Annotated in this window: 12 protein-coding genes; 9 read left to right on the top strand and 3 right to left on the bottom strand. The window is 61.4% G+C overall.

Annotated elements, in window-relative coordinates; genetic code table 11:
- Window positions 1–110 precede the first annotated feature (110 nt).
- The 5 genes from F6S08_RS14850 (at window position 111) to F6S08_RS14830 (ending at window position 6138) form a co-directional block, all read left to right on the top strand.
- Window positions 111–1733: an MFS transporter gene (locus F6S08_RS14850; RefSeq protein WP_065927812.1), complete on the top strand. Its 1623-nt coding sequence runs from the start codon at window positions 111–113 to the stop codon at window positions 1731–1733.
- Window positions 1734–1962: 229 nt separating this feature from the next.
- Window positions 1963–3912 carry a DNA topoisomerase III gene (locus F6S08_RS14845; protein ID WP_137213039.1) on the top strand — a complete coding sequence of 650 codons (1950 nt, stop codon included), beginning with the start codon at window positions 1963–1965 and terminating at the stop codon, window positions 3910–3912.
- A 119-nt stretch (window positions 3913–4031) separates the two neighbouring features.
- The gene (locus F6S08_RS14840) at window positions 4032–4472 is read left to right on the top strand and encodes a CBS domain-containing protein (RefSeq protein ID WP_027603177.1); all 441 of its coding nucleotides are present in this window, start codon (window positions 4032–4034) and stop codon (window positions 4470–4472) included.
- Between the two features lie 8 nt (window positions 4473–4480).
- Window positions 4481–5344, top strand: coding sequence for an NAD-dependent protein deacetylase (locus F6S08_RS14835; protein WP_065927813.1), 864 nt, complete (start codon window positions 4481–4483; stop codon window positions 5342–5344).
- Window positions 5345–5808: 464 nt separating this feature from the next.
- Window positions 5809–6138 (top strand): hypothetical protein, encoded by a 330-nt coding sequence (locus F6S08_RS14830; RefSeq protein ID WP_016977362.1) that lies wholly within the window; start codon window positions 5809–5811, stop codon window positions 6136–6138.
- 62 nt (window positions 6139–6200) lie between these two features.
- Here the strand turns inward: F6S08_RS14830 and F6S08_RS14825 are convergent, their stop codons facing one another.
- Window positions 6201–7106, bottom strand: coding sequence for a LysR family transcriptional regulator (locus F6S08_RS14825; RefSeq protein ID WP_027603175.1), 906 nt, complete (start codon window positions 7104–7106; stop codon window positions 6201–6203).
- Between the two features lie 133 nt (window positions 7107–7239).
- Here F6S08_RS14825 and F6S08_RS14820 point away from each other — a divergent pair, with 133 nt between their 5' ends.
- Genes F6S08_RS14820 through F6S08_RS14810 form a run of 3 tightly spaced genes read left to right on the top strand, consistent with a single transcriptional unit; the run spans window position 7240 to window position 9826 of the window.
- On the top strand, window positions 7240–7938 hold the full coding sequence (locus F6S08_RS14820) for a CoA transferase subunit A (RefSeq protein ID WP_032886653.1): 699 nt from the start codon (window positions 7240–7242) through the stop codon (window positions 7936–7938).
- 35 nt (window positions 7939–7973) lie between these two features.
- The gene (locus F6S08_RS14815) at window positions 7974–8633 is read left to right on the top strand and encodes a CoA transferase subunit B (RefSeq protein WP_027603173.1); all 660 of its coding nucleotides are present in this window, start codon (window positions 7974–7976) and stop codon (window positions 8631–8633) included.
- Window positions 8634–8644: 11 nt separating this feature from the next.
- Window positions 8645–9826 (top strand): acetyl-CoA C-acetyltransferase, encoded by a 1182-nt coding sequence (locus tag F6S08_RS14810; protein ID WP_065947548.1) that lies wholly within the window; start codon window positions 8645–8647, stop codon window positions 9824–9826.
- A 98-nt stretch (window positions 9827–9924) separates the two neighbouring features.
- Here F6S08_RS14810 and F6S08_RS14805 read toward each other — a convergent pair whose 3' ends face one another.
- The gene (locus F6S08_RS14805) at window positions 9925–10347 is read right to left on the bottom strand and encodes a PaaI family thioesterase (RefSeq protein WP_065927817.1); all 423 of its coding nucleotides are present in this window, start codon (window positions 10345–10347) and stop codon (window positions 9925–9927) included.
- A 156-nt stretch (window positions 10348–10503) separates the two neighbouring features.
- Here F6S08_RS14805 and F6S08_RS14800 point away from each other — a divergent pair, with 156 nt between their 5' ends.
- Entirely contained in the window at window positions 10504–11298 is a 795-nt protein-coding gene (locus F6S08_RS14800; protein ID WP_074845321.1) for a DUF4349 domain-containing protein, read from the top strand.
- Here the strand turns inward: F6S08_RS14800 and F6S08_RS14795 are convergent, their stop codons facing one another.
- Window positions 11299–12384, bottom strand: coding sequence for a DUF1615 domain-containing protein (locus F6S08_RS14795; RefSeq protein WP_315871804.1), 1086 nt, complete (start codon window positions 12382–12384; stop codon window positions 11299–11301).
- Window positions 12385–12518 lie beyond the last annotated feature (134 nt).

The following is a 12518-nucleotide window of genomic DNA, read 5'->3' as shown; positions in this document are numbered from 1 at the left end:
TTGACAACGTTCGCGAGCAAGCTCGCTCCTGCAAGGAACTGAGAAATAGCGGCGCTGAGCCTGGCGCCGACAGTGGAACAACAATAAATAATCACTGTGAGGGCTTCCCGATGTCAGAACATGCTCAAACCCTGGGCTCGGCCACCAACGCGAGCACCGGTAACGAATCAAGAAAAGTCATCTTCGCCTCGTCCCTGGGGACGGTGTTCGAGTGGTATGACTTTTTCCTCTACGGCGCCCTGGCGGCGGTGATCAGCAAGCAGTTCTTTGCCGGGGTCAACGACACCACGGCGTTTATCTTTGCCTTGATGGCCTTTGCGGCCGGCTTTGTGGTGCGCCCGTTCGGCGCGCTGGTGTTCGGCCGCCTGGGCGACATGATCGGGCGCAAATACACGTTCCTGGTGACCATCATCCTGATGGGCGTGGCGACCTTCTGCGTCGGCCTGCTGCCAACCTACGCCAGCATCGGCATCGCGGCGCCGATCATCCTGATCGTGCTGCGCATGCTGCAAGGCCTGGCATTGGGCGGCGAGTACGGCGGTGCGGCCACCTATGTGGCCGAGCATGCGCCAGCCGGCAAACGCGGCCTCAACACCAGCTGGATTCAATCCACCGCGACCCTCGGTTTGCTGCTGTCGTTGCTGGTGGTGCTGGCATGCCGGTACTTCACCGGCGATCAGTTCGAAGTGTGGGGCTGGCGTATCCCGTTCCTGTTTTCCATTGTGCTGCTGGGTATTTCCACCTGGATCCGCATGAGCCTGCACGAGTCGCCGGCATTCCTGAAAATGAAAGAGGAAGGCAAGGCCAGCAAGGCGCCGATCCGTGAGTCCTTCGGTAAATGGGAAAACCTCAAGGTGGTGCTGATCGCGCTGTTCAGCATCAACGGTGGGCAAGCGGTAACGTTCTACGCGTCGCAGTTCTATGTGCTGTTTTTCCTCACGCAGTTCCTGAAGATGGACCCGGCCCTGGCCAATATGCTGCTGATCATCAGCGTGGTGATTGGCGCGCCGTTCTTCGTCTTCTTTGGCTGGCTGTCGGACAAGGTCGGGCGCAAGCCGGTGCTGATGCTCGGCCTGCTGCTGGCCACCGCGCTGTACTTCCCGATCTTCAAGGGCCTGGCGCACTACACCAACCCTGCGATGGACCAGGCCAGCCGCCAGGCACCGATCACCGTGCTGGCCGACCCGGCCACCTGTACCTTCCAGTTCGATCCGGTAGGCAAGGCGAAATTTGACAGCCCGTGCGACAAGGTCAAGACCTTCCTGGTCAAACAAGGCCTGCCGTACAGCAGTGCCGCCGCCCCGGCCGGCAGCCCGGTGCAGGTCAGCGTGGGTGAAGTGCGCATCGACGGCTTCGACGAGGCAGCGCTGCGCGGTGCAGTGGCCCTGGCCGGCTACCCGACTTCTGCGGATGTGGCGCAGGTCAACAAGGTGATGGTGGTGGTGCTGATCGTGGTGCTGATCCTGATCGCCGCCATGTGCTACGGCCCGCTGGCGGCGCTGATGGTGGAGCTGTTTCCGACACGTATCCGCTACACCTCGATGTCCCTGCCCTACCACATCGGTAACGGCTGGTTTGGCGGCTTCCTGCCGACCGTGTCGTTTGCGCTGGTGGTGTACACCGGGGATATCTTCTATGGCTTGTGGTACCCGGTGGTGGTGACGGGGGTGAGCCTGATTGTCGGATTGTTTTGCCTTAAAGAAACGCGGCATGTGGATCTCGACAACAATTAAACCGATCGCCTGAACACAGGAGATCCCTTGTGGGAGGGGGCTTGCTCCCGATAGCGGTGGTTCAGTCACAGTTGCGTTGACTGATATGGCGCTATCGGGAGCAAGCCCCCTCCCACATTTATTTCCGCAACGCTTACACGAATTGCTGTACATCCATACAGATAATAGTTGCTCAAATTCCTCTGACTGAGCATCCTGCAAAGCATCAACCCGATCTGATGTGATGACCATGCGGCTGTACCTCTGTGAAAAACCCTCCCAGGCCAAGGACATCGCGGCCGTGCTCGGCGCCAGTCGCCGTGGCGACGGTTGCTGGTTGGGCAATGGGGTCACCGTCACCTGGTGCATCGGCCACCTGCTGGAAACCGCCCCGCCCGACGCCTACGACGCCAAATACAAACGCTGGGTGCTGGCCGACCTGCCGATCGTCCCGGAAAAATGGAAGATGCTGGTCAAGCCCAAGACCGCCAGCCAGTTCAAGGCCGTCAAGCGCCTGCTGGGGGAAGCCCAGGAACTGGTGATCGCCACCGACGCCGACCGTGAAGGCGAGATGATCGCCCGCGAACTGGTCGAGCATTGCCGCTATCGCGGGCCGATCCAGCGGTTATGGCTGTCGGCACTGGACGATGCCTCCATCCGCAAGGCCCTGGCGGCGCTCAAGCCCGGCGCCGAAACCTTCAGCCTGTACCACTCGGCCCTGGGCCGCTCCCGCGCCGACTGGCTGATCGGCATGAACATGAGTCGCCTGTTTACCTTGCTGGGGCGTCAGTCCGGCTATCAGGGCGTACTGCCGGTGGGCCGGGTGCAAACACCGACCTTGCGCCTGGTGGTGGACCGCGACCGCAGCATCGCCGACTTCGTGCCCGTGGCGTACTGGGCCATTGATGTGGACCTGCGCCACCAATCCATCACGTTTACCGCACAATGGCGCGCGACCGAGGATGCCTGTGACGACCAGGGCCGCTGCCTTGACCCGCAGTTGGCCCGGGACGCTGCCGACGCCATGAGCAACGCCGCCAGCGCACGCCTGATCAAGCTGCGCACCGAACGCATGCGCGAGGTGGCCCCCCTGCCCTTCGACCTCGGCACCCTGCAGGAAATCTGCTCGAAGAAGCTCGGCCTCGGTGCCCAGGAAACCCTGGATATCGCCCAATCCCTCTACGAAACCCACAAGGTCATCACCTACCCCCGCAGTGACTGTGGTTACCTACCATTGAGCCAGCACAGCGAGGCGCCGAAGATTCTCGCCGCATTGGGCCGTGCGGATGCAGCAGTCAATGAGCTGATGCCGCATATCGATCCCCAGCGCCGCTCACGGGCGTGGAACGATGCCAAGGTCAGTGCGCACCACGGCATCATTCCCACCGGCGCCGGCAAGGACGTCGGCCAACTCACCGGCAAGCACCGTGCGGTCTACACCTTGATTCGCGCGCGCTACCTGGCGCAGTTCCTGCCCAACCATGAATACGATCGCACCCAGGCGGATTTCGACTGTGCGGGCCAGGCGTTGCGTGCGGTGGGCAAAGTGGTGATCGAACCGGGCTGGAAACGTGCCTTGCCCGAAGCCCTGGCACCGGCAAAGGGCCGTGAAGCACCGGCCCCCCAGGCCTTGCCGACACTGGTGCAGGGCCAGGATTACGCGGTAGCCAAGGTCAACCTCAAGGACCTGTGGACCCAACCACCCAAGCCCTTTACCGAAGGTGACCTGATCAAGGCGATGAAAAACGTCGCCAAGCTGGTGGAAGACCCGCTGCTCAAGCAAAAGCTCAAGGACACCACCGGCATCGGCACCGAAGCCACTCGCGCGGGGATTATCCAGGGGTTGCTCGACCGGGGTTACCTGGTGAAGAACGGCAAGGCGCTGTCGGCCACCCCGGCAGCCTTCAGCCTGATCGACGCGGTACCCCGCGCCATTGCCGACCCCGGCACCACCGCGATCTGGGAGCAGGCGCTGGACATGGTGCAAAGCGGTGAGATGAGCCTGGAAGAATTCGTCGCCAAGCAGGCGGCGTGGATGAGCAAGCAAGTGGCGCGTTGCAACGGCATGCGCATGACCATCAGCGGGCCGGCCAGCCCGCAGGGCCGAGGTGCTGCGCCGTGGAAAAAGAAGCGCAAGGCGGCCCCTCGCAAGACCGCCACTGGCCCAGAGCGCGCCAGGAAACCGAAAAAAACCGGGTGAAAGGCGAAAAAAACCGGCGAATGACGTTTTTCGACGGGTTTAACGCCGCATTGGACCTTGCCCCGGCGAGTGCCGTCTAGGATTCTGTAGGAGATAACAACAACACCGGAGTGGCCGCCATGAAAACCGTCGCACAATTGCTCAAAGCCAAGGACCAGAAAAACCAGGACGTCCACACCATCCAATGGGACCACACTGTGTTTGAGGCGCTGGTGCGGATGTCGGAGAAAAACGTCGGCGCCTTGCCGGTGGTCAAGGAAGGCACGGTGGTGGGGATCATCAGCGAACGCGATTACGCACGCAAAATAATGCTCAAGGGCCTATCGTCAGTCACTACAAAGGTCCATGAGGTCATGAGCTCGCCGGTGATAACCGTCGATACCCATAAAAGTGTCGAAGCGTGCATGAACATCATGACCGACAGTCACCTGCGCCACCTGCCGGTGGTCGAAGACGGCAAACTGCTGGGCCTGCTCTCCATCGGTGACCTGGTCAAGGAAGCCATCGCCGAACAGGCAGACCTGATCAAGCAGTTGGAGCAGTACATCCGCGGCGAATAGGGGTCCCCATGCTCGATACCCTGGAACATCAACAGGACCACCTCGACACCCTGCACCGCGCCATGGCCGAACGGCGCTTCCTGGTATTGACCGGTGCGGGCATCAGCACGTCGTCGGGAATCCCCGACTACCGCGACAGCGAAGGCGTGCGCCGGGGCAAGGCGCCGATGATGTACCAGGAGTTCCTCGCCACTGCCCAGGCGCGGCGGCGCTATTGGGCACGGGCGATGCTGGGGTGGCCGAGGGTACGTATCGCCCAGCCGAACAACGCTCACCGGGCACTGGCGACCTTGCAACAACGCCAGCACATCAGCGGCCTGATCACGCAAAACGTCGACACCTTGCATGACCAGGCCGGTAGCCATGACGTGATTGAATTGCACGGCAGCCTGCACCGGGTGCTGTGCCTGGATTGCCAGCTGCACAGCACGCGCGACCTGATCCAGCGCCAGATGGAAATCGATAACCCGTACCTGGCGCAAGTCCATGCGGTACAGGCGCCTGATGGTGACACCCTGCTTGATCCCGCGTTTGAAGAGCGCTTCCAGGTCCCCCGCTGCCCCCATTGCCAGGGTGAGCGACTGAAACCGGACGTGGTGTTTTTTGGCGAGAACGTCGCACCGGCGACGGCAGCCAGGGCGATGGCGGCGGTAGCCCATGCCGAGGGGCTGCTGGTGGTAGGTTCATCGCTGATGGCTTACTCCGCATTTCGCCTGTGCAAGGCAATGGTCGAACAGGGCAAACCGGTGATCGCCATCAACCTGGGCAAGACCCGGGGTGATGAGTTGTTGCAGGTAAAGATCGAAACCTCGTGCGAACAGCTTCTGCCCTTGTTGGCAGACCGCCTGCAGTCAACCCCTCCTCAGCCATAGCGACCGTCCAGCGCAAAAAATGACGCTCGAGTCACGCATTTGCCGTATCTCCCCATAGCCACGACGAATTATGTAGTGATCAAAAATAATCACTACATAACCGTTGACGTAACCTTTTTGTCCTTGCATGATCTAGACGTCTCCCGGATCGGGAGCGTTGGTAGCAAGCGTTTTGAACAAGCTCGTCTGACCGCCGAGCTGTTTTTTCCGGATGTGCACTGCCCACAAGGCAGATTGATGAAGCTGACCGACCCGAAAGGATCGGTACAAGGCGCTCAAATGCGGCTTGTCTTCGTTATGAAACCATTGCGTAGCAGTTCATCAGCAAGACTACATGCATCAGGTTCAAGACCCTGCCCGTATTCGGCAGACCGTCACTGACGCCCGGTTTTCCAAGCCGGAGACAACTAAGCAGTTTTAACGGAATCAACTGATAGATCGCCAACTGGTCAAGGGGCTTACACATGAATCTGAACAACCAACCAACTATCGATGAATTGGCTGAGATGTTCGCAGCGCAGAAAGACACACTCGACGACCATATCCTGTGGATTGGCAAATCGGGCGAAGTGCAAATCGACTGCCTGGCGCCCCACACCGAAGAAGCCGAGTTCGACCGCAATAACCGTGAACTGGCGGCGCGCCTGAAGATGTACCGCCGTGGCCAGGGTTATGTCGGCAAGAAGGCCGCGGCCGATCGCAACTTTATCGAGCAAGTATTCCACACACTTAATACCGAATGGCAGAACCTCAAAGGCCAATCGCACGTTAAAGTGATTGATAGATACTGCTGATAACAGTGCCACTTTAAATTTAAGCCCGCTGGTTTATTCGAGCGGGCTTTTTAATAGCTGTTTTATAACACCGCCGGAAACCTGCCCTTCCCCGCCTCATCGCGAAAAATATCAAACAACACCTGCGCCGCCGCCGACAGTTCATGCCCAGGCTTGGTCAGCACCCCAATCGGCCGCTCGATCACCGGATCGGTCAAGGTGATGCAATGCGCGCCCGCCTCCTGCATCTGCTGCGCACACAAGGCCGGTACGGCGCTGACACCCAGGCCGCTGGCGACCATCTTGCCCACGGTTGCCAATTGATGGCTTTCCAAGGCCACCGGCAGCTTCATCTTCAAGGCCCCCAGGTGCTCCTCCAGCATCACCCGCACCGTGGAAGGCCGCTGCAACGTGATGAACGGGTGCTCCAGCAAGGTTTTCCAGTCGACCTCGGCACACTGTGCCAGCAGTGAATCACCGGGCACCACCGCAATGAAGCGGTCCAGGTACAACGGCGTAAAGGCCAGCGACGAGCCTTCCGAGGGTTCAAACGCGACGCCCAGTTCCACATGGCGGTCGCGAACCATCTCCAGCACTTGCTCATTGATCAAGTCATGCACCGTCACGTTCACCTGAGGGTAACGGGCGCGGAATATCTTCAGGATCGGCGGCAGCAGGTTGCCGGCAAACGACGGCATCGCCGCCACGGTCACCCGCCCGCGTTGCAGGGTGAACAGCTGACGCAGTTCGTCTTCGGCATTGTCCCAATCGGCCATCAGCCGACGGGCCAGGGGCAGCAGGGATTCGCCCTCGGGCGTGAGGGCCACGTTGCGCGTATTGCGGCTGAACAAGCGCCCGCCCAGCCCTTCCTCCAAGCCCTTGATGGTCAGGCTCAACGCCGATTGAGAAAGGTGCAGGCGCTCGCAGGCGGCGGCAAAACTCAGGCTTTGGGCCACGGCCAGAAAGGCACGCATCTGTTTAACGGTCATGACGCTACTCCGGGCGGCGGGTTGACTATGCTGTTTTCTAAATCAATCAACCTTAAAAAACAACTTAACAAATCAATCCGTCGGCGCAACACTCGATTCATTGGCTGGCCCACAAACAATAAAAGAGGTGCATATGGCAGGTTTCGATAAACGCGTGGCGTCCTACGAGGAAGCACTGGCAGGCCTGGAAGACGGCATGACCGTGCTCTCCGGTGGTTTCGGCCTGTGCGGCATTCCGGAAAACCTCATCAATGAGATCAAGCGCAAAGGCACCCGTGACCTCACCGTGGTTTCCAATAACTGCGGCGTCGACGGCTTTGGCCTGGGCGTGCTGCTGGAAGAAAAGCAGATCAGCAAGGTGATCGCTTCCTACGTCGGTGAGAACGCCCTGTTCGAGAAGCAGTTGCTCAGCGGCGAAATCGAAGTGGTCCTCACCCCCCAAGGCACCCTGGCGGAAAAAATGCGCGCAGGCGGCGCCGGTATCCCCGCCTTCTTCACCGCCACCGGCGTCGGTACTCCGGTGGCCGAAGGCAAGGAAACCCGCGAATTCAACGGTCGCCCGTACCTGATGGAAGAATCCATCACCGGCGACTTCGCCATCGTCAAAGGCTGGAAAGCCGACCACTTCGGCAACGTCATCTATCGCCACACCGCCCAGAACTTCAACCCGCTGGCCGCCACCGCTGGCAAGATCACCGTGGTCGAAGTCGAGGAAATCGTCGAACCGGGCGAGCTGGACCCGGCGCAGATCCACACCCCTGGCATCTACGTCGACCGGATCATCTGCGGCACGTTCGAGAAGCGCATCGAACAGCGCACCGTGCGCAAATAATCCGCCTCCAGCCCGAACAATAAGGACTCATAAAAATGGCTCTTACCCGCGAACAAATGGCTCAACGCGTCGCCCGCGAAATGCAGGACGGTTTCTACGTCAACCTGGGCATCGGCATTCCGACCCTGGTGGCCAACTACATCCCCGAAGGCATGGAAGTCATGCTGCAGTCGGAAAACGGCCTGCTCGGCATGGGTCCGTTTCCTACCGAAGACACCATCGATGCCGACATGATCAACGCCGGCAAACAGACCGTGACGGCGCGCATCGGCGCCTCGATCTTCTCCTCCGCCGAATCCTTCGCGATGATTCGCGGCGGCCACGTCGACCTCACCGTGCTCGGCGCCTTTGAAGTGGACGTACACGGCAACATCGCCTCGTGGATGATCCCCGGCAAACTGGTCAAGGGCATGGGCGGCGCCATGGACCTGGTGGCCGGTGCGGAAAACATCATCGTGATCATGACCCACGCCTCCAAGGACGGTGAGTCCAAGTTGCTCAGCCAATGCAGCCTGCCGCTGACCGGCGCCAACTGCATCAAGCGCGTACTGACGGACCTTGCGTACCTGGAAATCGAAAATGGCGCTTTTGTCCTCAAGGAACGCGCACCTGGCGTCAGCGTTGAAGAGATTGTGAGCAAGACCGCCGGTAAACTGATCGTCCCGGACCACGTTCCAGAAATGCACTTCCAGTGAGGACAGATTCCATGCAAGACGTCGTGATTGTTGCTGCCACCCGCACCGCCGTGGGCAGCTTTCAAGGTTCGCTGGCAAGCATTCCGGCACCGGAACTGGGCGCCGCCGTGATCCGTCGCCTGCTGGAGCAGACCGGCCTGGACCCGGCCGAAGTGGATGAAGTCATCCTCGGCCAGGTACTCACCGCGGGTTCCGGCCAGAACCCCGCGCGCCAGGCCTCGATCCTCGCCGGCCTGCCCCACGCCGTGCCGAGCCTGACCCTGAACAAGGTCTGCGGCTCGGGCCTGAAAGCCCTGCACCTGGGCGCCCAGGCCATCCGTTGCGGTGACGCCGAGGTCATCATCGCCGGCGGCATGGAGAACATGAGCCTGGCACCCTATGTACTGCCTGCTGCGCGCACGGGCTTGCGCATGGGCCACGCCAAGATGATCGACAGCATGATCACCGACGGCCTCTGGGATGCGTTCAACGACTATCACATGGGCATCACCGCCGAGAACCTCGTGGACAAATACGGCATCAGCCGTGAAGCCCAGGATGCTTTCGCCGCCGCCTCCCAGCAGAAAGCCACCGCCGCCATCGAGGCCGGGCGTTTTGTCGATGAGATCACGCCGATCCTGATTCCCCAGCGCAAGGGCGACCCGATTGCCTTCGCCGTCGATGAGCAACCTCGCGCCGGCACCACCGCCGAATCCCTGGCCAAGCTCAAGCCGGCGTTCAAGAAAGACGGCAGCGTCACCGCCGGTAATGCCTCCAGCCTGAATGACGGCGCCGCTGCGGTGCTGCTGATGAGTGCCGACAAGGCCAAGGCCCTCGGCTTGCCGGTATTGGCCCGTATCGCCAGTTACGCCAACGCGGGTGTCGACCCGGCAATCATGGGCATCGGCCCGGTCTCGGCCACCCGCCGCTGCCTGGACAAAGCCGGTTGGAGCCTGGCCGACCTGGACCTGATCGAAGCCAACGAAGCCTTTGCCGCGCAATCCCTGGCGGTAGGCAAAGAGCTGGAGTGGGATGCGGACAAGGTCAACGTCAACGGCGGCGCCATCGCCATCGGCCACCCCATCGGCGCTTCAGGCTGCCGCGTGCTGGTCACCCTGCTGCACGAAATGATCAGGCGCGATGCCAGGAAAGGCCTGGCGACCCTGTGCATCGGTGGCGGCCAGGGCGTAGCCCTGGCCCTCGAACGCAGCTGATAAACGAGCAACACGGAAAAGGCCCGGCTCCACGAAAAGCCAGGCCTTTTCTTTATGCGGTTTCCCTGAACAAACACAGTCCCTCCCCTATAAGATCTTTATTGCCTGTCAGCGAGAGGCACGGCAAACACCGCATTCGCCCGCGCCACCACCTTCTCTCCCACCTGCAGGCTCACCGTGGCAAACGCCATTTGCCGCCCTCGCTTGTGATGTTCCAAACGCACGGTAATCCACTCCCCCACCTGCACCGCCCCCAGGTAATCCACGGTCATGCTCGCCGTAATCAACGGCAACGGCGGCTCACTGGAAAACGCCATGGCATAGCCCATACCGACATCCGCCAGGGTCGCCAGCACCCCGCCGTGCACCGTTCCACGCCCATTGGCATGGCGATTGTCGGCGCGCAGGCCGATTTCCAGTTGCAGGCCGTCACCTCGGCAGTACGCCGGGCCAAGCAAATCCAGCAACGGGCTGCTGCGCGGCAGCGGGACAAAACCTTCGGGCACGGCGTGGGCAATCATGACGAGTCTTCCTTGGGGTCGAATTTGAGGTGTACGCCACACGCCCAACGGCAGCCATCACCATCAGCCTTGCAAATCCTGCACGATACTTTGCGTTAATTCGCCGGACCCGCTTTAATCGCCGCCAATGTCCCCCCCACATCTCAAGGAACTGCAATGCGCCATCCGGACGGCCCCCTTCAATCGCTTCGCGCGCCCCTGTTGATCCTGCTGGCCGGCCTGGCCCTGGTCGGCTGTTCACCCAAGGACCACTCCCGCGCCACGGTGATCAATGGCGAACAAGGCCGGGCCGGTGCGCAACTGGCCTATGAGCACGAACTGACCCTGGCCCTGCCCGGCGCCCTGCTCGCGCCGCGCATGCAGGCCACCCGTGAGGCCTGTGAATCGGCGCGGTTTGGCGCGTGCAATATCCTTGGCATCACCGAAGACAGCAACGGCGGCGAGATCATCCTGCGGATCGCACCTAGCGGCGTCGAACCGATGGTCACCCTGGCCGCTGAGGGCGGCAAACTCGGCCAGCGCATCACCACCGCCGAAGACCTGGCCGACGCGGTCGCCGATATACGTCGCCGCCAGGATCGCCTGCAAGCCCAGCAACAGCGCCTCGATGAACTGGCCAAGCGCAAGGACATCAGCGTCAGCGACCTGATTGCCTTGAGCAAGGAGCAGGCGGGCGTTGAAAACGAACTGCAGGAACTCGCCCAGGTTGCCGCCGGCCAGCAACGTCGCCTGGATACCAACCGCGTCACCCTCAACTTCCGCTCTGCCGACGGCGCGAACCAACCGTCACGCTTCAGCCGGATGTTCAGCAACCTGGGCACTAACCTGGTGGACGGCACCGCAGACGCCCTGGAACGCGCCAGCTATGTGCTGCCGTTCGTGATCCTGGCGTTTCCGGTGGTGTGGTTGTGGGTGTGGCTGTGGCGCAAATTTGTCCGGCGCCGCAGCTGATCAGCGCTTCATGCAGCGCTGGTACCGCTCATCCACGCGCTTGGCAAACCACGCCGTGGTCAGGTTGCGGGTGATCTTCGGGCTTTTGAGCTCGATGCCCGGCAGGATCGCACGGGGCATCGGCTTGCCGGCGGCCTGGTCGGCCAGGGCAAACACGCGCTTGTAGAGGGTGGTGTCTTCAAAATCCAACTGTTCGCCCTGTTCCAGCTGGCTGCGAATGCTGGGATTGCGCATGTCCAGCTTCGCGCCCAATGAGCGCACCGCCAGTTCGGTGGTGCCGGGCAGCAATGAGCCGTAGCGAATCAAATCCCCGTCCAGCGCCAACTCAGTGCCCGACGCGCGGCTGACAGCCGCCTGGAACGCCGCATTACGGCTGGCGTACCAACCCGCATTGAAGTCGGCAAAGCGGTACAGCGGCTGGTCATAGCTCACCGGGTAACCGAGCAGATGGGCGATACCGAAGTACATGCCGCCGCGCCGGGTGAAGACTTCCCGACGAATCGTGCCATCCACCGTGTAGGGATAACCCCGCGCCTGCTTCTGGGCGAAGTCGATACTGACCTGCATGGGACCGGCGGTGTGCACCGGATTGAAACCGCCAAACAGGGTGTTGCCCAGGGGCACCACGCTGATGAAGTCATCGAAGATGCCACTCAGGTCCTTCTCCGTGCGGGCGGCATTCAAGCGGTCGGCATAGGACTGGCCGGTGGGCGAGCGCAGCTGCAGGGCGCTGCGCACCACAAAAGCGGGCACATGCACCTTGGCGGCACGGCGCAGGATTTCATCCTGGGCGATCTTGCCCATATTGGGTACGGGCGGGTCGACCTGATAGGTGGACTCCTGCTCGGTCACCGCCAATACGGCACAGATATTCTCGGTACTGGGGTAGATCTTTTGAGTGTCAAAGGCGGTGTAGATGTCCTGGGCCCAGCCGTTGCGGTCTGGAACCTTCGCCGGGAGCAAACGCACGATCTCGGCCTTCACCTCGGCTTCGCTGCGCGCTGGTTGCTGCGGGCCGCGTGGCGTGGAACAGCCGGCCAGCACCACCAATGAGGTGAGGCAGAGGATCAGGCAGCGTGGGGACATGGGGCTTCCTTGAGGACGATGGGCCAGGCGTTGCGGATATGGACCGGTAAGTCTAACGCGGGTTCGCCGATTCGCCTTCTCGCCAACCCGGGCCGAACGTGACAGGATCTGTCATCCCTCATTCGTACACGGAG

Source organism: Pseudomonas sp. JV449 (assembly GCF_032424295.1).
GTDB classification, from domain to species: Bacteria; Pseudomonadota; Gammaproteobacteria; order Pseudomonadales; family Pseudomonadaceae; genus Aquipseudomonas; species Aquipseudomonas marginalis.
The sequence above is the reverse complement of the archived record's forward strand: the minus strand, read 5'-3'. Positions and strand labels throughout refer to the sequence as shown.

What these genes read in the sequence shown, in the direction of transcription:
- F6S08_RS14850 (WP_065927812.1), top strand. Translation starts at nt 111, where the DNA reads ATGTCAGAACATGCTCAAACCCTGGGCTCGGCCACCAACGCGAGCACC.
- F6S08_RS14845 (WP_137213039.1), top strand. Translation starts at nt 1,963, where the DNA reads ATGCGGCTGTACCTCTGTGAAAAACCCTCCCAGGCCAAGGACATCGCG.
- F6S08_RS14840 (WP_027603177.1), top strand. Translation starts at nt 4,032, where the DNA reads ATGAAAACCGTCGCACAATTGCTCAAAGCCAAGGACCAGAAAAACCAG.
- F6S08_RS14835 (WP_065927813.1), top strand. Translation starts at nt 4,481, where the DNA reads ATGCTCGATACCCTGGAACATCAACAGGACCACCTCGACACCCTGCAC.
- F6S08_RS14830 (WP_016977362.1), top strand. Translation starts at nt 5,809, where the DNA reads ATGAATCTGAACAACCAACCAACTATCGATGAATTGGCTGAGATGTTC.
- F6S08_RS14825 (WP_027603175.1), bottom strand. Translation starts at nt 7,106, where the DNA reads ATGACCGTTAAACAGATGCGTGCCTTTCTGGCCGTGGCCCAAAGCCTG.
- F6S08_RS14820 (WP_032886653.1), top strand. Translation starts at nt 7,240, where the DNA reads ATGGCAGGTTTCGATAAACGCGTGGCGTCCTACGAGGAAGCACTGGCA.
- F6S08_RS14815 (WP_027603173.1), top strand. Translation starts at nt 7,974, where the DNA reads ATGGCTCTTACCCGCGAACAAATGGCTCAACGCGTCGCCCGCGAAATG.
- F6S08_RS14810 (WP_065947548.1), top strand. Translation starts at nt 8,645, where the DNA reads ATGCAAGACGTCGTGATTGTTGCTGCCACCCGCACCGCCGTGGGCAGC.
- F6S08_RS14805 (WP_065927817.1), bottom strand. Translation starts at nt 10,347, where the DNA reads ATGATTGCCCACGCCGTGCCCGAAGGTTTTGTCCCGCTGCCGCGCAGC.
- F6S08_RS14800 (WP_074845321.1), top strand. Translation starts at nt 10,504, where the DNA reads ATGCGCCATCCGGACGGCCCCCTTCAATCGCTTCGCGCGCCCCTGTTG.
- F6S08_RS14795 (WP_315871804.1), bottom strand. Translation starts at nt 12,384, where the DNA reads ATGTCCCCACGCTGCCTGATCCTCTGCCTCACCTCATTGGTGGTGCTG.